Source organism: Prevotella sp. lc2012, assembly GCF_900107065.1.
Taxonomy (GTDB): domain Bacteria; phylum Bacteroidota; class Bacteroidia; order Bacteroidales; family Bacteroidaceae; genus Prevotella.
On the sequence record NZ_FNUF01000002.1, the window covers coordinates 604560 to 629761 of the forward strand.

Sequence of the window (25202 nt, forward strand, 5' to 3'; positions counted from 1 at the left end):
TCTTACAAACATGCAGAAAAAAAACTATTTACTCCTGTCTGCAGCATCACTGATGTTTTTTACTTCCTGCTCAAAGCTCGGAGCATTGTCAGCAGACAATTTTACTGTAACTCCTAACCCGCTGGAGACACAGACGGGTACAGTACCAGCAACCATTAACGGCCACTTCCCCGAAAAGTACATGAAGAAGAAGGCTGTTGTGACTGTCGTTCCTGAGTTGCGCTATAGCAATGGAACGATTGCAAAGGGCAGCCCTGCAACCTTCCAGGGAGAGAAAGTCGCTGGAAACGATCAGACCATTCCTTATAAGGTGGGTGGTAACTACACGATGAAGAGCAACTTTGCCTATGCTGATGACAACAAGGCTGAGATGTTCCTGACCTTCGATGCTCGTATTGGTAAGAAACAGGTATTGGTGCCTGAGGTGAAGGTGGCCGATGGCGTAATAGCTACCTCAGAACTCTACAAGCGTACGGTAACCGCTGCCAATGCGGCTATCGCTCCGGATGCCTACCAGCGTATTAACAAGAAGAAGCAGGAGGCAAACATCAAGTTCCTCATCCAACAAGCTACACTCCGTAAGAGTGAGTTAAAGAACAACTCCGTACAGGAGTTCGTGAAGATGTTGAAGCAGATCAACGATGATCAGGAAGGTCTGAACATCGAGAATGTGGAGGTGTCGGCATACGCTTCTCCCGATGGTGGTTTCAACATCAATGACAAACTCGCTAGTCAGCGCCAGAAGGTGTCGGAGCAGTATGTCAATAAGGAACTGAAGAAAATCAAGATGAACGCTCCCGTAGATGCGAAGTACACAGCAGAGGACTGGGACGGCTTCCAGGAGTTGGTCAAGGCCAGCGATATCCAGGATAAGGACATCATCCTGCGCGTCCTCTCTATGTATAAGGATCCCGAGGAGCGTGAGCAGCAGATCCGAAATATCTCGGCTGCCTTCCGTGAACTCGCTGACGGCATCCTGCCACAGTTGCGCCGTTCACGTCTGACAATCAACTACGAGACTATTGGTCGAAGCGATGAGCAGATTGCTGATCAGATTCAGGCCGATCCGACCAAGTTGAGTATTGAGGAACTGCTCTATGGTGCTGCTCTGAAAGGTAACGGTGATGAGGCTGAGGCTATCTATAAGACTGCTACAACGGTGTATCCGAATGATGCCCGTGCCTTCAACAACATCGCAGCTATCGAGTATGCGAAGGGTAACTACGAGGCAGCTAAGGACTATATCCAGAAGGCCAAGAGTGTAAACGCCAACCTGCCGGAGGCAAATGCCAACCTTGGTATGATTGCTTTGGTGGAAGGTGATGTGCAGACTGCCGAGCAGTATATCGCCAATGCTACTGGTGCCAACGGACTTGCAGAGGTTGTGGGTAACCTGAACCTCGCCAAGGGCAACTTCGCACAGGCTGAGCAGGACTTCGGAGAGATCTACTCGAACAGTGCTGCTCTGGCACAAATCCTCAATAAGAACTATGCTTCAGCAGCCGTCACACTGAAGAATGTGAAGAACCCGGATGCCACGACGGAATACCTGAAGGCTCTGCTCAACGCTCGTCAGGGTAACACCACCGATGCCAGTGAGGCCTTGCGTAATGCCGTCAAGGACAGCTTCTTCGCCAAGTACGCTGCCAATGACTTGGAGCTGAAGAACATCGCTAAGTAAATGAGAAAAATTCTCGGATATATATTGTTCACGCTGGTTGCTGTCTCTTGCAGTACCAAAAAGGATACGTTCCGCCTTGAGGGTACTTTCAAAGGGTTCAACCAGGGTGAACTGTATATATACGAGTTGAATGGCTCCCATCAGCTCGACACGATCAGTGTCAGCAAAGGGGAGTTCCGCTATGAGATTCCCTTAGACGCTCCCGCCACCTTCGTGCTGGTATTCCCGAACTTCTCCGAACTGCCCGTCTTCGGCACGTCAGGAACAAAGGTGGAGATTACGGCCGATGCATCGCATCTGAAGGAGACGAAGATCAAGGGAACCAAGGAAAACGAGCAGATGACTGCTTTCCGGTTGAAGACGAGAGAACAGACATTGCCCGAGGTGGCACAGGCTGCCACACAGTATATCAAGGAGAATGCCACGTCACCCGTGGCTTTCTATCTTTTCCAGAAATATTTCCTTCAGGTGCCTAATCCCGATTACCAGAAAGTTGGTGAACTTGCAGAAACCCTACGACGTGCCAATCCCAATCGGAGCGACATCGCTGTGCTCATCAGACAACTCCCAGGACTGAAGGCCTTGAAGGTTAAGGGAAAGTTACCGTCCTTTACGGGTATGGACATCCAGGGGAGAAGTGTATCGTCGGCTGATCTGAATGCATCGGCTAACATCGTCTCTGTATGGGCTACATGGAACTATGAGAGTCATAATGTACAGCGCCAACTTCATTCCATGCAGACACGTTTTGGTAGCGACCGACTGAAGATTATCAGTATCTGTATGGATGCCGGCGTTAAGACCTGTCAGGATTGGGTGAAACGCGACTCCATCCCATGGAGTAATATCTGCGACGGGAAGATGTGGGAGAGTCCCATCATACAGAAGACAGGACTCTCGTATGTGCCTGATGTGATCATCACCGATAGTCAAGGCACCATCGTCCTGCGAACGCGATCCACTCAGGAGATTGTCAGGCAGATAGAAGAGATGCTGATAAAAACCGACTGACCGAATTAATTCTTAACCACTGATACTATGCTAGTCAAAACATTCTGCGCAGCCGTGATGGGGCTGGAGGCAACAACCATCACAATCGAAGTAAACATGACACGGGGTGTCATGTTCCATCTGTCGGGTCTCGCCGACACCGCCGTCAAGGAAAGTTATGATCGTATCCGTGCAGCGATGGTCAATGTGGGCTTTAAGCCGCCGACGGCCGACCTGACTATTAACCTTAGTCCTGCTGACATCCGCAAAGAGGGAAGCGGCTACGACTTGCCGTTAGCCATTGGCATCTTGGCTGCTCACGGTAAGATCAGCGAGACGATGCTGGCCGACTATATGATGATCGGCGAGCTCGGTCTGGACGGGAAACTGAAACCCATCAGTGGGGCTCTTCCTGTAGCCATCCGAGCCAGGAAGGAGCATTTCAAGGGACTGCTCGTTCCTTGTGAGAATGCTCGTGAGGCCGCCGTCGTCGACGATTTGGCGGTCTACGCTATGGACAACCTGTCGGATGTTATCAGTTTCCTGAACGGAGACGGACAGTATGAACCGACGCTGGTGGACACCCGTCGGGAATTCTATGAGCAGCAGTACAGCTTCGACCTCGACTTTGCCGACGTGAAGGGACAAGAGAGCGTGAAGCGTGCCTTGGAGGTGGCTGCCGCCGGCGGTCATAACCTCATGATGATTGGCAGTCCGGGCAGTGGAAAGTCGATGATGGCCAAGCGACTTCCTGGTATCCTCCCGCCACTTTCGCTGGCGGAGAGCCTGGAGACCACACAGATACACTCCGTGGCTGGAAAACTCAGCAATGGAACGTCGCTCATATCACAGCGCCCTTTCCGCAGTCCTCATCACACCATCTCACAGGTAGCTATGACAGGTGGCACTAACAAGGCGCAGCCGGGAGAGGTGTCGCTGGCTCATAACGGGGTACTCTTCCTTGATGAGCTACCAGAGTTCTCCAAAACGACCCTGGAGGTACTTCGTCAACCGCTGGAGGACCGGAAGATCACTATCTCCCGTGCGAAATATACTGTAGAGTATCCCTGCTCGTTTATGTTTGTCGCCTCGATGAATCCTTGTCCGTGCGGCTATTACGGTGACCCGTCACATCGTTGTGTCTGTACCCCAGGGCAAATTGGTCGTTATCTCTCTAAGATCAGTGGTCCGCTACTGGATCGCATCGATATACAGGTTGAGGTGCAGAATGTGCCGTTCAAAGACTTGTCGCAGATGGCACCTGGTGAGCCGAGTGCCGTCATCCGCGAACGGGTCATCAAAGCCCGAAACATACAGACAGCGCGCTTCAGCTCTCTCACCTTGGACGAGGGCGGAGGAAGAGGCATCCATTGTAATGCCCAGATGACCGAGCGTATGCTTCACCGGTTTGCTGAGCCCGATTCGGCATCTATGGAGATGCTACGTATAGCGATGGAACGGCTGAAACTCTCCGCCCGTGCCTACAGTCGTATCCTGAAAGTGGCCCGTACCATTGCCGACCTGGCTGGCAGTGACAGGGTGGAGTCTGTGCATATCGCCGAGGCAATTGGTTATCGGAACCTCGACCGCGGTGACTGGGCAGAAAGGGGTATATGAATTTGGTGGTTTAAGAAAAAACATGTACCTTTGCGACATTATTTATTATCATGTATGATGGACGAGATGACCTATACCGGCATGCTTGAGGAGCATGGCATCAAGCCAACAGCCAACCGTATCGTTGTGCTGAAGGCGCTCTGTGCCTCTATACAGCCCCAGTCATTGGCGGAGTTGGAGCGTAGGATTCTGACGATCGATAAGTCGAACGTGTTCCGTGCCCTCACTCTTTTTCGTGAGCATCATCTGGTGCATGCTATCGAAGGCGGCAGCGACGGGACGAGATATGAACTGTGTCACAGTCATAGTCAGGAGCATGATGACGACCAGCATCCCCATTTCTATTGTGAGGAGTGTCAGCAGACTTACTGTCTTGACCATCTGGAGATGCCGTCGTTTGATCTGCCCGAGGGTTTTGAGATGCATACCGTCAACTGTATGGTCAAAGGAATATGTCCGCACTGTAGGAAGAAATGATCAGAACGAATCAGATACGTGTTATCGCCTTTGATGCCGACGATACCCTCTGGGACTGTCAGTCACACTTTGAGCTCGTAGAGAACCATCTCTACCAGTTGATAGCGCCCTATTGCGAAGAGCCGGCCCGTGAGCTCTTCCTGACCGAGTCGGGAAATATGGCTGATCTTGGCTATGGTTGTAAGGCCTTCACCATTTCCGTGATAGAGACGGCTCTGCGAGTGGGCGGCGACCATCTCACGGCCGATGCCTTGGGCGACCTACTCGCCGATAGTAAGGCTCTGCTTCATCTGCCTGCTACCCCGTTGCCGGAGGTAGAGCAGACCCTCCAGCGCCTGCAGGCTTATCCTTATCGTCTTGTGGTATTTACTAAGGGTGAGCTTCAAGATCAGGAGAACAAACTCCGTCGCAGCGGACTGGCCAAGTATTTCTCACATGTGGAGATCACGTCCGACAAGACCGAAGTGGAGTTCCAGCAGCTCTGTGAGCATCTGGGAATCCTACCTTCAGAATTACTGATGGTGGGTAACTCACTGAAGAGCGATATTGCTCCGGCTCTCACCATTGGTGCGCAGGCCATCCATATACCATTCCATGTGACCTGGCAGTTGGAGCATGCTGAGGATATCGAACATGAGCGACTCGTCAAGATTGACCGTTTCAGTGAAATCATTAAGCTATTGAACGTCAACAGTTAGTTGAAAAGTAAAAGATCAAAGGAATATGAACTATATTTTCGAAACAAAGATGGAGGTGCGCGACTATGAGTGCGATATCGAGGGCATCGTAAACAATGCCAATTATCTGCATTATGCCGAGCATACCCGTCACCTCTTCCTCCGTAGTCTTGGTGCAAGCTTTGCTGCCCTTCATGAGCAGGGCATCGATGCTGTCGTGGCAAGGATGAACCTTCAGTTTAAGAAACCTCTCCGCTGCGATGATGAGTTTATCTCGCGTCTTGCCTTGACAAAGAAAGGCATCAAATATGTGTTCCATCAAGCCATCTTCCGGGCTTCGGACGAGGTGCTCTGTTTCCAAGGCGACTTCGAGTTGGTATGTCTCGTCAATGGTCGTCTGGCCGTCAGTCCTCAGTACGACGAGGCTTTCAAGGATTTTATCTGACCGTTTCCAGATACTCGCTGGGAAGCATGCCGAATTCCTTCTTGAAACATTTGGTGAAGTATTTCGGCGTATTGAAGCCCACACGCATGGAGAGCTCTGTCATACTGATGCCTGGTTGTTGCTGGAGGATATGACAGGACTCTTTCAGACGGATAGCATTGATGAAGCCCGTCACGTTCTGACCAGTCAAAGCACGTAGCTTATTATAGAGCGTCGATGACGACACGCACATGTCGGAGGCAAAGCGCTCACGGTCGTAGTCGCCGTCGTCGAGATGTGCTTTCACACAGTCCATCGCCTTCCTGATGAAGAGCTCATCAGGCGAAGAGTAATGCTGCTCCTCCACCTTGAAGTCTGTCTGAATGCTGAACTTCCGTCGGATACGTTCCCGGTTACGGATGATATTGTCGATACGAAGTTGTAGGTCCGTCATCTTGAAGGGTTTCGTGATATAAGCGTCGGCACCGGTCTCGTAGCCCATGTTCTGATCCTCGTCAGTGGTCTTGGCTGTAAGCATGATTACGGGTAGTTGTCCGAAATCTGCCGACTCCTTAATCCGGCGGGTTAGTTCGATGCCGTCCATGACGGGCATCATCACGTCGGTCACCACAATATCCAGGTCACGGCGGTGGATCACGTTCAGGGCCTGCTGACCGTTCAATGCTGTATATACATTATATTGTTGGGAGAAGAGTTTTCGCATCAGTTCCAGTAGCTCACTATTGTCTTCGACAATCAGCATGGCATATTCCTTCTTCTCTTCTCCATCGATATCGTTTGTTTCGATGGAACCAGCATTTTCCACATGTTCTATCTGTTGGTTATCTGTCTGTCGGTGGTCAGCTGTCACATCAATCTCTTCCTCGCTGAAGTGTTTCCTGTCAATCGGCAGGGTGACGGTGAAGGTGGTGCCTACTCCCTCCTCACTCTGACAGTCAATCTTACCATGATGAAGGAGCACCAGATCGCGGGTCAGCGACAGACCGATGCCCGTTCCGAGCGTGTTCATCCTGCGGTAGTCGCCATCCAGGAAACGCGTATAGAGATGCTTGAGTTTGTCTTTCGACATGCCGATGCCCTCATCACTGACGGTGAGCACGGCCTTCTCCGGCTCCGTGGTCAGCGTGACGCTGATCCGTCCTCCTTCCTTGTTATATTTAATAGCGTTGGAGATGAGGTTATAGAGAATCTTGTCGACCTTGTCCTTATCGAACCAAGCGTTGATGGGGCCAGTCGGGCAGTTGACGATGAGTTCGCCGTTTTTAGCGCCTGCCATCGGACGGATATTCTCACATTCCTGGGCGATGAAGGCTGAGAGATCGTCCTGGGCAACGAGTAGTCTCAGTTGACCGGCCTGTGACTTACGAACCTCCAGAATCTGTCGGAGCAGTCGGGTCAGTCGTTGGATGTTGTTCTGCATCAGACCGTAGTTCTCTTTGAACTGCGGTGCTTTCTGCCGCATCTCGTCGACCGATGCGGAGATGATGGTGAGCGGTGTCAGTAGCTCATGGGTGATGTTGGTGAAGACGACAGCCATCGCCAAGCGGTTCTTGGTCTTCAGGTAGTTCTTGTACCAGCGGATGATGCCATAGGCGATGGCACCGAGCAGACAGGCATAGATGAGGTAGGCCCACCATGTCTGGTACCAGGGTGGCAGCACCACGATTTCGATGGAATCAGTATTCTCTACGGCTTGTCCGTAGCTGTCGATAGCACGCAGTCGCAGTTGGTAGGTGCCAGGGGGCAGGTTCTGGAAGGTGGCCATCCGGTTCTCCGCATCGGTATAGTGCCAGTTATGGTCATAACCATCCAGCCAGTAGGCATAACGGCATTGCTGTGGATTCATGTAGGTGAGCAGGGAGAACTCCACGGAGAACTTCTTCACGTTCGATGGAATGGTTATTTTCTTCGAGAAGAAAGGCTGTTCTTCTGAGATTCTGCTGCGCATGGTGGAGTCGAGCCACTGATAAGGCCGGTCGTCGATGCGGAGGTCAACCACCACCAGTTGGGCACTGCCTGTCTGCTGCCACTGTTCCATCAGGAGTGGTTCGAAGGAGAAGAAGCCGCTGGCACTGCCGAAGAACAGTTCCTTGCCATAACGTGACATGCCGTTTGGTGAGAAACGTACGGTATTGATTCCGTCTTCCATACTATAATAGGTTGGGATGGCCTCCCCCTCGGTGTTGACCTTCAGGCACACCAGTCCTTTGTCGGTCAACAGCCAGAGTCGGCCGTTCTCATCGCCTTTGATGGCATAGACGCTACTGATGCCGATATGGAAGCGTAGGTTGACTGCCTCGAAGTGGTCTTCATCGGGGTTATATAGGAACAGACCGCCACTGCCGGAGATGGCCCATATCCGATGGTCCTTATCTTCGTAGACGGCAGTTGCATCGTCGATGGGGTAATTGCCGTTGACAGGAGCATATTGTCGACATCTGACAGACTGTGGCTTACGTATGTCGCCGCTGACACGGATGATACCGGCATTATCCGTGGCTATCCACACGCGGTGCAAGTGGTCCTCGGAGAAGGCACGTACATAACAGTTACTCAGGTCGTGCCCGTCTTCCTCCATCTTTAACATACGTCCCTGTCTGTCGGTAAAAGCCAATCCTACGCCGCCGCTTGTGCCCACCCACACTATTCCGTCCTGTCGGCAGAGGAAGGTGTTAACGTCGTTATGGCCGATGAATGGCGTATTGTTACGTGGCAGTATCACAGCCTGCTGTCCTTCTTTCCAGATGATGATACCGACGGTGCTGGCCATCCAGATTTCTCCAGTTCTGCACTCTTGTATCGAGGAGATAGTCTGTACGTGAATTCCCTGCTGACCTGTGATCTGTTCCATGCCGGGAATACGGTTGTTGTAGCTTACCTGTCGCGTTTCTCGGTTGTATAAGGCCAGACCGTATGGCTGTAGTCCCAGCCAGAAATACTGTCCGTCGTTCGTGAACACCGTTTGGACACGGTTGACAGGCAGCACCTGTCCTGTCGGGTCGAGTTGACAGAAGGTGAAGGGGGAGGTCTTGGTGCTCAGGTGCACGATACCGTTGTTTCGGGTGAGCACCCAGAGGTTGCCTCGTCCGTCGGTCTGCATGTCGTAGCAGAAACTGAAGTCGGGATGGTTCTCTATGAGCGTCTCGTCGTCCATGTCCACCTGTGTCAGACCTTCGATACAGCATCCCCAGACGGCATGGCTCACGCTGTCCTCAATCAGTCGGTGGAATGTGCGGAAATCCAGTCTTCCCTCGTTCGTCTTATGCATCCCTGGTGCCTGCTCGTTCTCAGGATGATCCAGACGTACGATACCGTGCTCCCAGGTGCCGACCCAGAGTCGTCCACGACTGTCTATCAGCAGTGAGGACGCGGTGTTACGCTCGTTCATCCGAGGGTAGCTCACGATCTTCCCGCTTTTCCGGTCGAGTCGTAATAGTCCTCCTTCCCATGTGCCAATATACAGATTCCCTTTGGCATCCTCAGCAAACGACCGGGCGCCAGCGTTGAGATTAATATCGATGAAATCATCTTTTTCCTGATTGTAGCGAGATATGCCGGCATCCGTGCCTACCCAGACGGTACCATTGGCTGTGGTGAACAGGGCATTAACCGACCGACTTTGGTTCCTCCGCAGACGATAGGTCTTAAACTTGCCGTGCCTTCGGTCGTAACGCGTGAGACCGTCGCGTGTGCCGATCCAAAGTCCATCGTCATGGTCTTCGGTCATGCAACGCACATAGTTATTGGGAAGGATGCCCGGCGAATAGGCGTCGCTACGGTAGGTCCTGAAGCGGTATCCGTCGTAGGCGCGCAGCCCCTGGTCGGTTCCCACCCACATCAGTCCGTAATGGTCGAACATCAGACAACGTGCCTCCTCAGCCCCCGCCACCGGAGTCTGTGACATCAGTCGAACGGGGGTGCTATTGGCTCCCGTCAACAGGGTTATGGTCAGAACAACAGTTAGTAATAATGGTTTCTTCATTCACTAGTTAGCACCTATCCGATGGCAAAGTTACGAAAAGTCGAGCGCAAAACAAAGAAACTTGTTTCTTTTTTTTGCCGAGACGTAGTAACTTCGCGGTCGAATGACCGCAGAGTTACGAAAAAGGGCTTGGAATACAAAGAAACTTGTTTCTTTTTTTGCCGAGACGTAGTAACTTCGCGGTCGAATGACCGCAGAGTTACGAAAAAAGGCGATATGTTTCCCTCAAATCATGATAAGGGGAAGCGCTTAAACGTTTTTTTGGTTAATTTTGCCATCAAAACCAATGACAGGCAATATGAGAAAACTACTTTTACTATCTGCACTCTTCATAGCAGCGTCCGCATCAGCGGATAACAAACCCATCCGTTCCGGTGAACTATGGCCCGATACCGACGGCCGGCATATCAACGCCCATGGCGGTGGTATCATGAAGTTCGGGAACACCTATTACTGGTTCGGGGAGCATAAGGCCGACACCACCTCGTCGGCGATGGTCGGTGTGACGTGCTACGCTTCAGAAGACCTGACGACCTGGCGAAACTGCGGGGTGGCACTGAGCGTCTCCGACGAGCCGGGTAGTGAGATCGAGCGCGGTTGCGTTCTGGAACGCCCGAAAGTTATATATAATAAGGTAACGGGAAAGTTCTGTATGTGGTTCCATCTGGAACTGAAGGGACGGGGCTATAGTGCCGCTCGTTACGGAGTAGCCGTCGGCGACCGTCCGGAAGGACCTTATCGGTTCCTTTATTCACAAAGAGCCAACCCCGGCATCTACCCCGTGGAGTTCGGAGAGAAAGAGCTGGCAGTCGTCGACACCCTCGATGGTGAGCATTTCAAAGAGTGGTGGACACTGACATGGCGTGAGGCCATCAAGGAGGGCCTTTTCCTGAAACGCGATTTCGGGACGGGACAGATGGCCCGGGATATGACCCTCTATGTCGATGACGACGGGAAAGCCTATCATATCTTTTCTTCTGAGGATAACCTCACGCTCCATATTGCTGAGCTGGCACCCGACTTCCTGCACCACTCCGGCCGATATACCCGTGTGGCTCCTGGTGGACAGAACGAGGCTCCGGCCATCTTCAAGAAAGACGGTACTTATTGGATGATTACCTCGGGCTGTACTGGTTGGGCACCCAACGAGGCCAGAATGTTCTCCGCCCCCAGCATCTGGGGCCCGTGGACACAGCATCCAACTCCCTGTGTCGGACCGAAGGCTGAGATTACCTTTGAGGGACAGTCAACCTTTATCCTGCCTGTCGGAGATCAGTTTATCTTCATGGCCGATATTTGGCGCCCGAGGCATCCGAGTGACGCCCGTTATATTTGGCTGCCTATCGCGTTCGAGGACGGTAAGCCTGTCGTCAGGTGGCAAGATGCTTGGTCGCTCGATCAGTTTAACAAGAAATAACGATTTGTGCCCCTCAAATCACAATGAGGAGACGCCCCTTCGTGAATTATTTCCGAATTTTGCAGGCAAGAGCATCATTGTACATGCAAGAAGAACTATCATTCAACTAATAATAAAACTTAAAAACATTATCAAATGAAGTATGCTAATCTAACTATTCCATTTCGTAAACGATGTTTCGTGATGGTGTTGGCTGCAGGAATGATTGCCATTCCATTGCCAACTATGGCAGCACAGGCCGTTCAGACCGTCCAGCAGACTGGAGTCGTGAAAGGTCAGGTTGTAGACAAGAATGGTGAGGGCGTCATCGGTGCCACTGTGAAGGTCAAGAATTCAAAGGCAGGTACTGTAACCGATTTCAACGGAAACTTCGCTGTGGACGTACAAGGTTCGGGAACACTCGTTGTCTCTTACATCGGTTATCTGACAAAGGAAGTGCCTTTCACTGTCGGACAGACCTTGAATATCACGATTGAGGAAGACGAGACGGCTCTCGACGAGGTGGTGGTTGTCGGTTATGGTGTGCAGAAGAAGTCGGACGTGACCGGTTCTGTCACCTCTGTTAATAAGGATCGTCTGAGCAAGCTGCCAGTGACCAACGTGCTGCAGGCCGTTCAGGGTGCTGTTGCCGGTGTGACTATCACGCAGGGCAGTTCCATCCCAGGCGATGGTCCTTCTGCGTTAGTCCGTGGACAAAACTCTATTGGAGCGAACTCTACTCCTTATGTTGTTGTTGATGGTATTCCCATGACGAAGAATGATGGTTCGCTCAACGATATCAACCCCAACGATATCGAGTCGATAGAGATCCTGAAGGATGCAACTGCCACCGCTATCTATGGTACCAACGGTTCCAACGGTGTTATTCTCATTACGACCAAGCGTGGTAAGGATGAGAAACCCACCATCAGCTACAACGGTTATCTGGGTATTGAGGATTTTGCCAAGAAACTGAAGTTTGCCAATGGTGCACAGATCACCCAGCGCTATAAGGACTATGTGGCCCAGAATGCTGGTGAGACCATGTATAATGATTATGTGAAGTACGCCAACGAGGCCGAGAACCAGGCCGCAGGTATTGAAAACGACTGGGTGTATGATATTGCCTCTCAGACTGGTATTATCCAAGATCATAATGTTACCATAAGAGGCGGAGCCAAGAAAGTTACCTATTATGTCTCGGGCGACTATATGGATCAGAAGGGTGTGCTGAAGGGCTTTAACTATAAGCGCTACTCTTTGCGTACGAATATCGATGTTGATGTAACCGATTATATGAAGGTTGGTACCAACAGCTATATTGTATCGCACAATCGCGACGGTGGTCGTGTGAACTTCCTGATGGCTGAGGCCATGTCACCCTATGCCAAGGTTAAGGATGACGAAGGCAATTATGTACAATATCCGATGTACTCCGAGACCCTCTTCTTTAACCCGATGCAGTATATCGATCAGGATCATGAGCGTCGTCGTTGGAATATAAATCTGAATGCTTACGCAGAGATTAACTTCGAGAATGTCTGGAAACCACTGGCAGGACTTCGCTATAAATTTAATGTCGGCTATGCGTATATTCCTAGACGTGAGGATTACTATAATGGTGTGGCTCAGTATAACAATGCTGGTGGTTATGGTTATGTTTATAATGCAGAGACTCAAAACCGCACGGTAGAGAATATTCTGACCTATGCTAAGGATATCCAGAAGCACCATTTCGATGTAACCCTGCTTTATGCTTCTTCACGTAAGAAGTACCATGAGAATAAGGCGACTGCCAGTGTGTTTATTAACGATGAACTGCTCTGGCACAACCTCGGTGGCGGTAGCACACAGACAGCAGGTTCTTACACAGATTTGTATTCGACTGTTTCGCAGATGGGTCGTCTGAACTATTCGTACGACAGCCGTTACCTGTTCTCTATCACAGCACGCCGTGACGGTTCTTCCGTGTTCGGTGATAACATCAAGTATGGAACTTTCCCCTCAGTGGCTGTTGGTTGGAACATCGCCAACGAGAAGTTTATGTCGAACGTTGACTGGCTGAACAATCTGAAGTTGCGTCTTTCTTACGGTAAGACTGGAAATGAGGCAATTGGCGTATATGAGACCCTTGCTAAGATGGATAATAAGCCCATTACGATGGATGGGTCGTCTTCTACCGCTCTCTATCCGAATGCTCGCATGGGTAACGCTGGTCTGAGTTGGGAATCTACCAAGGTGTTTAATGTCGGTGTTGACTTTGGAATCTTGAACAACCGCATCAATGGTAACATTGATTTCTACACTTCTAGAACCTACGATCTTCTTCTGAAGCGTAATCTGCCGAAGATCTCCGGTTTCTCGGATGTGTTTATGAATATGGGTAAGACCGCCAACAAGGGTCTGGAGGTGACGATTAACTCTAAGAACATCGTGACGAAGGACTTCACATGGGGCACATCGCTTGTATGGTCGTGGAACCAGAACAAGATCAAGGACCTCTATGGTGATGGAAAGGACGATATCGGCAACCGTTGGTTTATCGGACAACCCATCGGCGTAATCTACGACTATGAGATGGAAGGCATCTGGCAGGAGGACGAGATTGAGCGTGGCGACCACCTCAACCAGGATCCGCAGGCACAGCCCGGTGACGTGAAGCTTCGCGACATCGATGGTGACCACAAGATTACACCGGAGGGCGACAAGACCATCCAGGGACAGACCACTCCGAAGTGGACTGCCGGTCTGACGAACACGATCACTTACAAGGGATTCACTCTGAGTGTCTTTATCCAGACTGCTCAGGGACTGAAGCGCAACAACTCACTGTTGGCAATGGCTGCCGACGAGCAGGGCCGTCGTAACTCAACCACCGAGGTGGGCTACTGGACCGCCGAGAACCGCAGTAACGAATACCGTTCACTGAGCAAGACCTCTAACCGTTGGGGCTATGGCTTCCCACGTAATGCCAGCTACACCCGTATCAAGGACGTGACGCTGAGCTACGTGTTCCCGGCAGTAGTCACCAATGCTCTCCATATCAACGCTCTGACAGCATATGTCAGTGGTCGTAACCTTTATACCTTCACCAGTTGGAAGGGATGGGATCCCGAGGCAAATATTACCCAGCGCGGATGGAGCGGTTATGAGAACAACTATCCTATGACCAAGAGCTTTGTATTCGGTCTTAACGTCACATTCTAAAAAACGCTACAATTATGAAACTAAGAAATACAATATATTCGGTTCTAGCTGTCAGCACCCTGGCTTTGGCTTCCTGCAGCGACAGCTATCTGGACGAGAAGATGTTCTCGAAATATGGTACAGATGTGTCCGATGTCGAGGCAAAGGTCATCGGTCTGCATTACAAATATGCCGACCTCTGGGGTTGGAGCGACCAACAGGGCTTTGCCGGCTGCTGGCAGGATGGAACAGACGTAGGTGCCCCTGGTGATACACAGGGCGTAGAGGTGCCTTTCTATCAGTACGGTTCTCTGAATGCTGAGAACAGTGGTGTCAGTAAGTTGTGGAACTCCCTCTACAGCATCATCAACAGTGCGAATATCATCATTAACACTGAAAATGTGGATGCGGCCGCAAAGGCAGAGGCGGAGTTCTTCCGTGCTTACAGCTATAATATGCTCGTAACCTTGTGGGGACCGGTGCCCCTGCTCACTGAGAGCAAGGCAGAGCCGCGTACCGACTTTACCCGTAATGCTGTGGCCGAGGTGGATGCTGTCATCTATTCCGACTTGATCGATGCGATGAACAACCTGCCGGAGGTCGACAAGACCAAGACACAGAACCGCATCAATAAGGATTGTGCCCGTATCCTGGCCGGTGAGGCTTTCCTCCGCATGGGTAAGGCTGCTGAGGCCGAGGCTGCCGTGTCGGCTACCATCAACAGTGGTAACTACAAGCTTATTCAGGCTCGCTACGGTAAGCATCTCGCTGATGCTGGTGACTACTACAGCGATATGTTCCGCTGGCATAACCAGCGCCGCTCTGAGGGTAACACCGAAGGTATCTGGGTCTTCCAGATGGAGTATGAGCGCGACGTGACCGGTGGTACCATCAATGCGCCGCAGCAGCGTCGTAACTGGGTACCGGGCTTCCATAAGCTGACAGACTTCATGCAGAACGCCGACTCTATCGGTGGACGTGGTAACGGTCGTTTGCGCCTGAGCAACTATGTGAAGTATGGTATCTGGGAAGAGGGCGATATCCGCAACTCGAACCATAACATCCGTCGTATCCTCTATTGCAACAAGCCTGACATCAACAAGGAGATCTCGGTGCTGGATGGATTCAGGGTCAGCGACGATACGCCAGGTGCTACCAAGGTGACGATCAAGACCGGTGACCGTATCTACTGGACGGTGGGTGACACGCTTGCTGTGATGTACCCGCACACCACCAAGTGGGGCGGCTATGACGAGACCGACGACTTCGGATGGTCGTTGATCAAGGACTGGCCTCTGATGCGTCTTGCCGATGCTTATCTGCTCCGTGCCGAGGCTCGTATCCAGCAGAACAATACCGCTGGTGCTGCTGAGGACATCAATGTGCTGCGCGACCGTGCCTTCAAGACCTATCGTGCAGAGACTGGCAAGGCTGAGGCTGGTAAGGTGACTGCTGCACAGATGACGATGGACTTCCTGCTCGACGAGCGCATCCGTGAGTTGGTTGGTGAGGAGAACCGTCGTTACACCCTCTGTCGCACAGGTAAGTTGGCCGAGCGTGTTCAGATGATGATGAAACCGGAATGGGCAGAGACCACACCGAGCAAGGCTATCAGCGGCTTCGATCCCGCCACGCACACCCTGCTGCCGATACCTCTGTCAGAGATCCAGCTGAACAAGGATGCTGTGCTGGAGCAGAATCCCGGCTATTAAGCATATACATTAAGTTCATACATAATTAGGTTATTAGTTAGCATTTCTAAGGCTGAGGGACAGTCTGCGTGATGTAGACTGTCCCTTTTTAAGGAAACAGTTTTCTGATGACACGTTTTTTCTGCAGATTATTTGTATATTTGCAGAGACTAGACATTAATCATAACAGAAATGAGGAAATTATTATATATTACTGCATTGTTTTCTGTACTGGCGCTATCCCCGGGCTATGCCCGTCGGCCTTTATCTTCTCAGAGCAAGGTATGGACGGTCGACGAGGTGAAGGATGTCATCCGGAAGGTGAACACCTACTGGCAGACGAATAATCCGGCAGAGGTCCGCTCTTTCTGGGACAATGCTGCCTACCATACAGGGAATATGGAGGTCTATAAGTTGCTGAAGGATCAGCAGATGCTCGACTATAGCATCCGTTGGGCGGAGCACAACCAGTGGAAGGGAGCTGCCGAACCTGATCCTGCCAACTGGAAATACAAACAGTATGGCGAAGGACAGGACTACGTGCTCTTCGGCGACTGGCAGATATGCTTCCAGACGTATATCGATCTCTATAACCTCTCCAAAGACGAGAAGAAGGTGGCTCGTGCCAAGGAAGTGATGGGCTATGAGGCCGACTCGAAGGTGCACGATTACTGGTGGTGGGCCGATGCCCTCTATATGGTGATGCCTGTGATGACGAAGATGTATCGTCTGACGGGTGACACCAAGTATCTCCGTAAGCTCTACGAGAATATCCTCTACAGCGACAGTATCATGCTGGATGCAGAGACGGGCCTGTACTACCGCGACGGCCGGTATGTCTATCCGCAGCATAAGACCGAAGCCGGTAAGAAGGATTTCTGGGCGCGTGGCGACGGATGGGTGCTCGCCGGACTGGCTAAGGTGCTGCAAGATACGCCAGAGACTTATGTCCGTCAGCCGTTCTTCGTAGAGAAGTTCACACGTATGGCCCGGACGGTGGCCAAGCTACAGCAGCCGCAGGGCTACTGGACCCGTTCGATGATGGATCCTCGTCAGGCGCCAGGTCCTGAGACCTCTGGTACGGCGTTCTTCTGCTATGGTCTGCTCTGGGGAGTGAACCACGGTTATCTCCAGAAGAAGGAGTTCGCTCCGGTGATAGAGAGAGCCTGGAGATATCTGACGGAGACGGCTCTGCAGCACGACGGGAAGATCGGCTATGTGCAGCCCATCGGCGACCGTGCCATTCCCGGACAGGTCATCAACGCCGACTCGCAGCAGAATTTCGGTGTCGGTGCTTTCCTGTTGGCAGCATGTGAATATACGAGATATATCAGTCGATGATGTCTTTACTCAAGAATAACACAGGGATACGGAGATGCAGAGTGTGCCTATTCTGTACATTCTTCTTGGTATCTCTGTGTTTCTGTGTTTCAAAGACAAGCGCCCAGACGAGACTCTTGCCACAGGCAGATAACCCGTTCTGGCGCGACTCCATTCCCGTGGAGATGCGTCAGAGCTATATCAGGTATGGTGAGCAGTACCTTGACAGACCGTGGACGGTGCTGCCTTGGACGGTCTTCGCTGAGTTCAAGACAAAGGGCAACCGGGTAAACTACGAAAGTCTCTGTTTCGAAAAGCGTCGTCAGTTGGCGGCTCTTGTCATGGCGGAGATTATGGAGGGTGACGGCCGGTTTCTGCGTGACATCATCGATGGAATGGGGAGTTTCTGCGAGGAGACCTGGTGGGGCATCCCCGCTCACTATGGCAAGGCCGTCCCACAGCCAGAGCTACAGGAGGTCGACCTCTTCAACGCAGAGACAGCCAGTCTGGTAGCCTGGACCAGGTATATGCTCGAGAAGTCGTTCGGCGCCTTCTCGCCCGACCTCTGTCGGCGGTTAGACCGTGAGATAGAACGGCGCATCCTTGTGCCTGCTCTTGAAAGGGACTACTGGTGGAAGACGGCTGGTATGAACTGGAACCCGTGGATCTGTTCCAACTGGCTCACCTGTGTGCTGCTCTGTGAGAGGGATGAGACTCGTCGGACTGAAGCCATCGCTCAGATACGGAAAGCTACCAACGCCTTTATCGATGCCTATCCCGAGGATGGCGGCTGTGACGAGGGAGCTGGCTATTGGGATCGGGCGGCGGCCTCTATGTTCGAGGTACTGAACCTGTTGACGGTAGATGGTTGGGCTTCTGGTGACCCTGTAGTGGCAGAAGGGAAGGCCCGTAAGATAAGAAACATGGCCGCCTATGCCTATAAGACCTATATCGGCAACGACTACTGCGTGAACTTCGCCGATGCACACGAGAACAAGGCTGTGCAACAGGTGAACATCGTTTACCCTTTTGGTCTCTTTCTTGGCGACAAGACCATGCGTGAGTTCGGAGCCTGGCTGGGTCACCGCAAAGGGGTGCTCACTGATCCGGCAGTCCTCTATGACAGGAGCGGAAACTTCCCGACACTCGGTCGGGAGCTTTTCTTCCTACGCCATATCCGCGATTTCATCGCAGAAAAGCCGCGTGAGCCGTTGCTGAAAGACGTGTGGCTCAGCGATCTGCAGATCATGACCGCCCGTCGTGGCAGTGGGAATGCCACGGCCCCGACATACTTCGTTGCCATGAAGGGTGGCAACAACGGTGAGAGTCATAACCACAATGATGTGGGCTCGTTCGTCGTCTATACCTCTCCAAAGGGTGGGGAGGGCGAGGAACCGTTATTGATCGACCCCGGTGTGGGCGAGTATACCGCTAAGACCTTCAGTGATGGGCGCTATGATATCTGGACGATGCAGTCTGGCTATCACAATCTGCCGCAGATCAATGGCATAGACCAGAGAGAGGGGAAGTCTTATGCGGCGAGGGTGGTTGCTCATCAGAACGGTCGACTGACGCTCGACATCGCCGGTGCCTATCCGCAGGAGGCCATGGTGAAGACATGGAGGCGTACGGTTCAGGCGATGAAATCGGGAATATCTGTCACCGAGGACTATGAGCTCAACGCATACCGCCAACCAACACGACTGATGCTGATGACCACCCGTCCTGATGCCATCCAGCATATCCGTTACGACACCCGTCAGTTGGATGTGACCGTTGAGGATATTAGCGATCTGCTCGACCCACTACTAAAGGGAATGTGGGGGGAGAAGATGTATCGCATCGTGATGACGGTGAAATCGAAGAAAACAAAGAATCAAATCAAATACACGATCCAATGAAAAGAACCTTACTACTGGTAGCAGCCGTCGTGCTGCTTCTGCCACTACATGCCGCTAAGAAAGCGAAGCATGTGCAGACCGAGCGCGAGTACTGGTGCAGTCTTGCCTATCAGATGGCACAGCCTGTGCTGGAGAACATGGCCAAAGGAGAGCTGCAGAAGAATATGCAGACGGAGTTCTCTCCCTCGTTCGACAACCGTGACCGCAGTGTCGTCTATATGGAGACATTCGGTCGCTTGATGGCCGGCATCGCCCCGTGGCTCACGCTGCCCGACGATGATACCGCAGAGGGTCTGCAGCGCCGTCAGCTCCGCGAGTGGGCCTTGGCCGCCTATAAGAACTCCGTCGATCCTGATTCTCCCGACTACCTCTGTTGGGGAAAGGCTGGTCAGAATCTTGTCGATGCCGCCTATATAGCCGAGTCGTTCCTCCGTGCGTGGGATACCCTGTGGATGCCGCTCGACGAGGTCACCAAGCAGCGTTATATCAAGGAGTTCCAGGGCATGCGTAAGATCGATCCGCCCTATACCAACTGGTTCCTCTTCTCGGCGACCACCGAGAGTCTGTTGGCGAAGGCCGGTGCCCAGTACGATGAGTTCCGTGTGAACACCGCCTGCCGGAAGGTCGAGGAGTGGTATGTGGGCGACGGCTGGTATGCCGACGGTCCCGTCTTCGCCTTCGACTACTATAGCAGTTATGTGTTCCATGCCATGTATCTGGAGACGCTGCAGGCCATGGTCGATGCCAAGGCGAATACCCGTCTCGACTATCAGAAATACCATGACCGTGCCCTGAAGCGTGCCCAGAAGTTCGCCATTATCCTGGAGCGGTTCATCTCCCCGGAGGGGACATTCCCCGTTGTCGGTCGTTCGATACCCTACAGGATGGCTGTCATGCAGCCTCTGGCACTGATGGCATGGTATCAGACACTGCCGGCAGAGCTTTCCAACGGACAGGTGCGTGCGGCTCTCACGAAGGTGTTCCATCGGATGTTCGATGTCCCGAAGAACTTCAATGAGGGTGGTTATCTGACCATCGGCTTCTGTGGCTCGCAGCCCGATATCGCCGACTGGTACACGAACAACGGCTCACTCTATATGACCAGTCTGGCCTTTATGCCGCTCGGACTGCCTGCCGACCATCCTTTCTGGACCGATGCCCCCGAGTCCTGGACGCAAGTGAAGGCATGGGGAGGACAGCCGTTCCCTAAGGATCACCGTTGGTCCGATGATATCCGTACCCATGACAAATGGTAGTCATTACAGTAAAACAACTTGTTTTGGTGTCGTGGAGATAGTCTTTTACAAGTAAAGAGATGCCTCCTTTCACACCAAAACAAGTTGTTTTACTTTTAGAGAAACCATCGATAACATCATTACCAATGCTTCCCACGACACTCAGGGATGCCTTCTTACGTTAAGACAGACCATACACATCCCTCATTCCCTACATCTTTTTTTCGTTCAAAGTGTTTGATGTACCGAAGTGGTTCTTTGAACTCATTGGCGTGAAAGAAACGAATAATCTTTGTCGATTCAAGATCTTTTACTATATTTGCATTCAATTATCAATCATTCAACCAAATATGTATCATTATTCTTGTTCTGCTATTCGCATCATTTTACCATTCTTGATCGTCATGTTCCAAAGTCTGCAGGCTGAAGGAAAAGACTATGAGTATTCAATCTCCGGAAGGGCTGTCGACAATATCTCGGGTAAGTCACTCAAGGCTCGTATCTTCTTGATGACTGCCGACAGTACGGTGATAGATAGTACACAGGCGGAAAACTTTTATACCGATCCCATGACGGGTGAGGAGGTGGCTTCTTATGAACTCAAGACGGTATTGGAGAAAGGGCGTTATATCCTGAAGGCGACGATGGACGATTATAATGATGCCTATATGAACATTGATATCCGTAGTCATCGTGAGATGATGATTCCTGTTAAACCTATCCGTATGCTGAGGATCTCCCACGAGCTTCCTGAGGTGCTTGTGAAGGCTACGAAGATCAAGATGGTCATGCGTGGCGATACAATTGTCTATAATGCTACTGCGTTTAATCTGGCGGAAGGAAGTATGCTTGACGCACTGATAGCCCGTCTGCCTGGGGCAAAACTGACCAGTGATGGTAAGATCTATGTCAACGGCCAGTATATTGAGAGCCTGCTGGTTAATGGTCACGACTTCTTTGCGGGTAATCCTAAGGTTGCCTTGGAGAACCTGCCTGCATATACGGTTAACAGGATCAAGGTATACAACAAAGAAGGACTGACCTCAACGATGATGGGGCGCAATATGGGCGATCACTCTTTTGTGATGGACGTGCGCCTGAAGAAGGAATACGCTACCAACTGGATGGGAAATATAGAAGCCGGCGTAGGGACACACCAGCGTTATAAGACACGGGGATTTGGTATGCGCTTCTCCGACAAGGAGCGGATAGGGGCCTATTATAACATCAATAATCTGAACGACAACCAGAAGGCAGAACTCAGCGGTGAATGGAGACCGCAGGACGTACCCGACGGACTGTTGGCAACAAAAACCGCTGGTCTGGCATATGTCAACTATCTTGATGGATATGATAAGTGGGTTACCAACGAGCTGACGTTCTCTCATGTCGGTGCCGACAATGAGACCAGGCAGGAGACACAGACATACCTTCAGGGCGATGATTCGTATCTTCTTCGACAGTCGAAAAATACCAGTGGCACAGATCGTCTCAGCAATAACTTCGTCTATCATACTACCAAGGACAAAAAGTATACATCTATCAATCATGTCAATCTCTCCTATGCCCGGACACAGGGTATGGGGTATTCTGCAGAGACGGTATCCGATATTATGGCTGAAATCAACCAGATGATATCCGACAATAGTCATCACGGCAATGACTTGAATGTAAGCATCGGGACGGAGACCGGCTTCCGTACCTTTGTGACAGACATGTTCAGGGTGGAAGCCTCCTTTGGTTATAACCGGCGCCAGCAGAAGACATTCTCGCGCGATCAGGCAAGATTCTTCCGGGAAGGAAGGCCTATGGATTATCGGAATAGTTATCTTCATAAGCCACAGCAAGAGATAAGCCTTGCCGGTGGACTCAGCTATAACTGGCAGATACGCAGTGTCTCCATTCAGCCCCAATATAAATATCGTTATACTTACAACAAGCATTATAATGACCTGTATCGTTTGGATAAGATCATCGGCAGAGACAGCAGTCGGTTTGATGTTCTTCCGTCAACCAGAGAGGCTCTCGCTCAGGTCATCGACAGGGGAAACAGCTATCGCTACCACGAATACCGTAACGAGCATCTCTTCAACTTGCATTTCTTCCTCTTTCAGCTGAAAGCCATCAACGGAGAGTTCTTGCTTAATATGCCTGTCAGGATGGTGAATGCTCACCTTCATTATACGCGTACAGATCATTATCATCTGCCGCATAGTAAGGCTTTCGTCGAGCCGGATATCAGTCTTCGCTCGCATAGTGGAAAGATCGGGTATATGTTGTCGGCTGGCATCAAGTCCGACTTCCCCGACCTGACGTCGATGATCGACTATCGCGACGATAGTAACCCGCTATCTGTCTTCTTGGGAAATCCGGATCTGAAGAATCTCCATCGTTACTATGTGGATCTGAACCTCTCAACCCATAGAAATCAGAAACTGAACTTCAGTCTGTGGGCCAACTACCATCAGACGGATCATAGCGTCGCTTATAGTCTCTCGTTCAATAAGTCGTCGGGTATCTCTACGATGAGGCCGGTCAGCGTGAATGGCAACTGGGACCTGAATGGTGGCTGGAGCATCTATGGTCCTTTGGATAAGGATAAGAAGCTCTCCCTTGAGAACAGATCGACGGTGAACTATAACCATTGTGTAGATATGGCCAGTGTTGAGGGATATGCGGAGAGTGTGCGCAGCATTGTCAACAACTGGAAGATCGGCGACGAGCTGAAGCTCAACTATCGTGCCAACGACGACCTGGAGCTGACGCTTCATGGTGGTGCCGATTACTATCTCATTGATAGCAAACGGAGTGGTTTCACTCATATCCGGGCTGGCGACTACAGCCTGGGGGCTAATGCGCAGGTGAAGTTACCGTGGGGCGCACAGCTCACATCAGACATTACGATGTTTGCTCGTCGGGGCTATCATCAGACGGAGATGAACACCACCGACTGGGTGTGGAATGCCCAGATTAGTAAGGCTATTTGCAAAGGAAAACTCTTTGTGCGACTACAGGGATTCGATATCCTGCATCAGTTCTCCAATACACAGTTAATCATGAACGCACAGGGGAAAACCGAGACCTGGCGGAACTGTATCCCGCAGTACTACATGCTTTCCCTCTCATGGCGTTTCCTCGTAAAAGCGAAAAAGAAAAGTGAAGAATGATAGCTGTTTGTCGCTCATCATAGAATATCAAAAGAGACCCAGCTATAAGGCTGGGTCTCTTTTGATAATGGCATCTGCCGCAATCAGATAATTAATCGTGTTTGATAAAGTTCTTGATTGGCTGAAGCGACTCCTCAAACTCCTTGGCATTGAAGCCGTGGCCGGCGCCGTGGATGATGTGCATACGGACATCCTTATATCTCCTCGCGGCTCTTTGTGTGCTGAAGAGCGGTACCACATTGTCGTTGTCACCCTGGATGATTAGGACGGGCTTCTCGTAGCGTCCTATCACATCAAAGGAGTGTATGTCGCGCAGTTCCATAAAGTAGCGCTTACCCAAAGGCACATCCCAGATACGGGTGGTGTCCGGCATATTTTCTATAGGACGGGTGTCGTGATTGTCGCCTAGGGCAATGGCGGGGAAGACGAGCACCAGTTGACTGATATCTTCTGGCATCTCAGCGGCAGTGAGGGCCGCCACCAGTCCGCCCTGACTCTCGCCCACGAGTACGATCCTGCTGGCATCCACATCCGGGCGCTTCTTGAAATAGTTCACGATGGCCTCCAGATCGTGCTTCTCGTCGATGATCGACATGTTCATCGTGTTGCTGTCGCTCCTGTTGTTTGCCGATCCGCAGGGGAAGTCAAACGTGTAACACATATAACCCATTGAGCTGAATGTGTCGAAGTAGTTGCGACCCCAATCGTGTGAACCGTTAAAGCCGTGCACGATGATAGCCAATGGCTGTTTTTTACCTGTCTCTTTCTGATGGTTCAGCACACCATAGATGTTACGCTCCCCATTCTGTACCCATAACTCTTCTGTCTGTGCCCATGCTCCGATGGTCATGAAGACCAGACCCAGTAGTAGATAATGTCTTTTTTTCCAGTTCATATGTTAATTGATTAGTGAAGATAATAATACTGCAAAGATAGCGGAAAACGTTGGAGTAGGATGGCTGGAATGTATGATTAGACATGCTCAAAGTGTCATGCGGTCATTTCACGTATTAAAATGATACATCCGTGTCGTGTAAGGCAATACAGAAACATCAAAAGAGACCGGGCCTCGCGGCTGGGTCTCTTTCACAAACCTATATAATAATACACGTATGTAACGTTACAAAGAGTCCACACGAACTCCAGAACTATTACTGACTTTTCCCAACAAAGGCATTCGTTTTGCCTCTCATCCTTACATCGAGGATTGTCGGCTTCTTCCATTCAAGGCTGGTCTTCTGACTTCGCTCCACCCTGAAGTACCTTCTCGCCCTGATGGGCAATGGCTTTTCTCACTTCAGAGCCATACGGGAGCTCACAGCTGCGGGACAGTCGGAGATTCTCACTCACGTTCCCAATTAATTGCGGTTAAGCAAACCCTGATGGGACAGCTTTTCGGGCTGTCGGGTGCAAAGATAGATAAAATTGTCTAATTCA

Annotated in this window: 15 protein-coding genes and 1 riboswitch; of the genes, 13 read left to right on the plus strand and 2 right to left on the minus strand. The window is 51.2% G+C overall.

What is annotated here, in order from left to right:
- Nucleotides 1-10 precede the first annotated feature (10 nt).
- Genes BLU99_RS06465 through BLU99_RS06490 form a run of 6 tightly spaced genes read left to right on the plus strand, consistent with a single transcriptional unit; the run spans nt 11 to nt 5887 of the window.
- Nucleotides 11-1681 carry a tetratricopeptide repeat protein gene (locus BLU99_RS06465; RefSeq protein ID WP_091900360.1) on the plus strand — a complete coding sequence of 557 codons (1671 nt, stop codon included), beginning with the start codon at nt 11-13 and terminating at the stop codon, nt 1679-1681.
- Nucleotides 1682-2692: a DUF4369 domain-containing protein gene (locus tag BLU99_RS06470; protein WP_091900361.1), complete on the plus strand. Its 1011-nt coding sequence runs from the start codon at nt 1682-1684 to the stop codon at nt 2690-2692.
- Between the two features lie 27 nt (nt 2693-2719).
- Complete coding sequence (locus BLU99_RS06475) at nt 2720-4288, plus strand: YifB family Mg chelatase-like AAA ATPase (protein ID WP_091900362.1); 1569 nt, start codon at nt 2720-2722, stop codon at nt 4286-4288.
- A 57-nt stretch (nt 4289-4345) separates the two neighbouring features.
- Nucleotides 4346-4765: a Fur family transcriptional regulator gene (locus tag BLU99_RS06480; RefSeq protein ID WP_091900416.1), complete on the plus strand. Its 420-nt coding sequence runs from the start codon at nt 4346-4348 to the stop codon at nt 4763-4765.
- Entirely contained in the window at nt 4762-5463 is a 702-nt protein-coding gene (locus BLU99_RS06485) for an HAD family hydrolase (RefSeq protein ID WP_091900363.1), read from the plus strand. The genes BLU99_RS06480 and BLU99_RS06485 overlap by 4 nt, the downstream gene beginning before the upstream one ends.
- Before the next feature lie 25 nt (nt 5464-5488).
- Complete coding sequence (locus BLU99_RS06490) at nt 5489-5887, plus strand: acyl-CoA thioesterase (RefSeq protein WP_091900364.1); 399 nt, start codon at nt 5489-5491, stop codon at nt 5885-5887.
- On the opposite strand, the gene BLU99_RS06495 is transcribed toward BLU99_RS06490, so the two are convergent.
- Nucleotides 5880-9869 (minus strand): hybrid sensor histidine kinase/response regulator transcription factor, encoded by a 3990-nt coding sequence (locus BLU99_RS06495; RefSeq protein ID WP_091900365.1) that lies wholly within the window; start codon nt 9867-9869, stop codon nt 5880-5882. The two genes, BLU99_RS06490 and BLU99_RS06495, sit on opposite strands and share 8 nt — an antisense overlap.
- Before the next feature lie 298 nt (nt 9870-10167).
- Here BLU99_RS06495 and BLU99_RS06500 point away from each other — a divergent pair, with 298 nt between their 5' ends.
- The 7 genes from BLU99_RS06500 (at nt 10168) to BLU99_RS06530 (ending at nt 23765) form a co-directional block, all read left to right on the plus strand.
- On the plus strand, nt 10168-11286 hold the full coding sequence (locus tag BLU99_RS06500) for a glycoside hydrolase family 43 protein (RefSeq protein ID WP_091900417.1): 1119 nt from the start codon (nt 10168-10170) through the stop codon (nt 11284-11286).
- A 135-nt stretch (nt 11287-11421) separates the two neighbouring features.
- Nucleotides 11422-14472: a SusC/RagA family TonB-linked outer membrane protein gene (locus tag BLU99_RS06505; RefSeq protein WP_091900366.1), complete on the plus strand. Its 3051-nt coding sequence runs from the start codon at nt 11422-11424 to the stop codon at nt 14470-14472.
- 14 nt (nt 14473-14486) lie between these two features.
- Nucleotides 14487-16163, plus strand: a complete 1677-nt coding sequence (locus BLU99_RS06510) for a RagB/SusD family nutrient uptake outer membrane protein (RefSeq protein WP_091900367.1) — start codon at nt 14487-14489, stop codon at nt 16161-16163.
- A gap of 171 nt (nt 16164-16334) precedes the next feature.
- Nucleotides 16335-17483, plus strand: coding sequence for a glycoside hydrolase family 88/105 protein (locus BLU99_RS06515; protein ID WP_091900368.1), 1149 nt, complete (start codon nt 16335-16337; stop codon nt 17481-17483).
- A 116-nt stretch (nt 17484-17599) separates the two neighbouring features.
- Nucleotides 17600-19363 (plus strand): heparinase II/III family protein, encoded by a 1764-nt coding sequence (locus BLU99_RS06520; protein WP_255397475.1) that lies wholly within the window; start codon nt 17600-17602, stop codon nt 19361-19363.
- A complete protein-coding gene (locus tag BLU99_RS06525; protein ID WP_091900369.1) occupies nt 19360-20619 on the plus strand; it encodes a DUF2264 domain-containing protein in 1260 nt (419 codons plus the stop codon). The genes BLU99_RS06520 and BLU99_RS06525 overlap by 4 nt, the downstream gene beginning before the upstream one ends.
- 383 nt (nt 20620-21002) lie before the next feature.
- On the plus strand, nt 21003-23765 hold the full coding sequence (locus BLU99_RS06530; protein WP_255397476.1) for a porin family protein: 2763 nt from the start codon (nt 21003-21005) through the stop codon (nt 23763-23765).
- Between the two features lie 91 nt (nt 23766-23856).
- Here BLU99_RS06530 and BLU99_RS06535 read toward each other — a convergent pair whose 3' ends face one another.
- Nucleotides 23857-24660, minus strand: coding sequence for an alpha/beta hydrolase family protein (locus BLU99_RS06535; protein ID WP_091900371.1), 804 nt, complete (start codon nt 24658-24660; stop codon nt 23857-23859).
- 315 nt (nt 24661-24975) lie between these two features.
- Nucleotides 24976-25162: riboswitch (cobalamin riboswitch) on the minus strand.
- Nucleotides 25163-25202 lie beyond the last annotated feature (40 nt).

Bases quoted from the DNA above. Each gene is read 5' to 3' on its own strand.
- BLU99_RS06465 (WP_091900360.1), top strand. From the start codon at position 11: ATGCAGAAAAAAAACTATTTACTCCTGTCTGCAGCATCACTGATGTTT.
- BLU99_RS06470 (WP_091900361.1), top strand. From the start codon at position 1,682: ATGAGAAAAATTCTCGGATATATATTGTTCACGCTGGTTGCTGTCTCT.
- BLU99_RS06475 (WP_091900362.1), top strand. From the start codon at position 2,720: ATGCTAGTCAAAACATTCTGCGCAGCCGTGATGGGGCTGGAGGCAACA.
- BLU99_RS06480 (WP_091900416.1), top strand. From the start codon at position 4,346: ATGGACGAGATGACCTATACCGGCATGCTTGAGGAGCATGGCATCAAG.
- BLU99_RS06485 (WP_091900363.1), top strand. From the start codon at position 4,762: ATGATCAGAACGAATCAGATACGTGTTATCGCCTTTGATGCCGACGAT.
- BLU99_RS06490 (WP_091900364.1), top strand. From the start codon at position 5,489: ATGAACTATATTTTCGAAACAAAGATGGAGGTGCGCGACTATGAGTGC.
- BLU99_RS06495 (WP_091900365.1), bottom strand. From the start codon at position 9,869: ATGAAGAAACCATTATTACTAACTGTTGTTCTGACCATAACCCTGTTG.
- BLU99_RS06500 (WP_091900417.1), top strand. From the start codon at position 10,168: ATGAGAAAACTACTTTTACTATCTGCACTCTTCATAGCAGCGTCCGCA.
- BLU99_RS06505 (WP_091900366.1), top strand. From the start codon at position 11,422: ATGAAGTATGCTAATCTAACTATTCCATTTCGTAAACGATGTTTCGTG.
- BLU99_RS06510 (WP_091900367.1), top strand. From the start codon at position 14,487: ATGAAACTAAGAAATACAATATATTCGGTTCTAGCTGTCAGCACCCTG.
- BLU99_RS06515 (WP_091900368.1), top strand. From the start codon at position 16,335: ATGAGGAAATTATTATATATTACTGCATTGTTTTCTGTACTGGCGCTA.
- BLU99_RS06525 (WP_091900369.1), top strand. From the start codon at position 19,360: ATGAAAAGAACCTTACTACTGGTAGCAGCCGTCGTGCTGCTTCTGCCA.
- BLU99_RS06530 (WP_255397476.1), top strand. From the start codon at position 21,003: ATGTTCCAAAGTCTGCAGGCTGAAGGAAAAGACTATGAGTATTCAATC.
- BLU99_RS06535 (WP_091900371.1), bottom strand. From the start codon at position 24,660: ATGAACTGGAAAAAAAGACATTATCTACTACTGGGTCTGGTCTTCATG.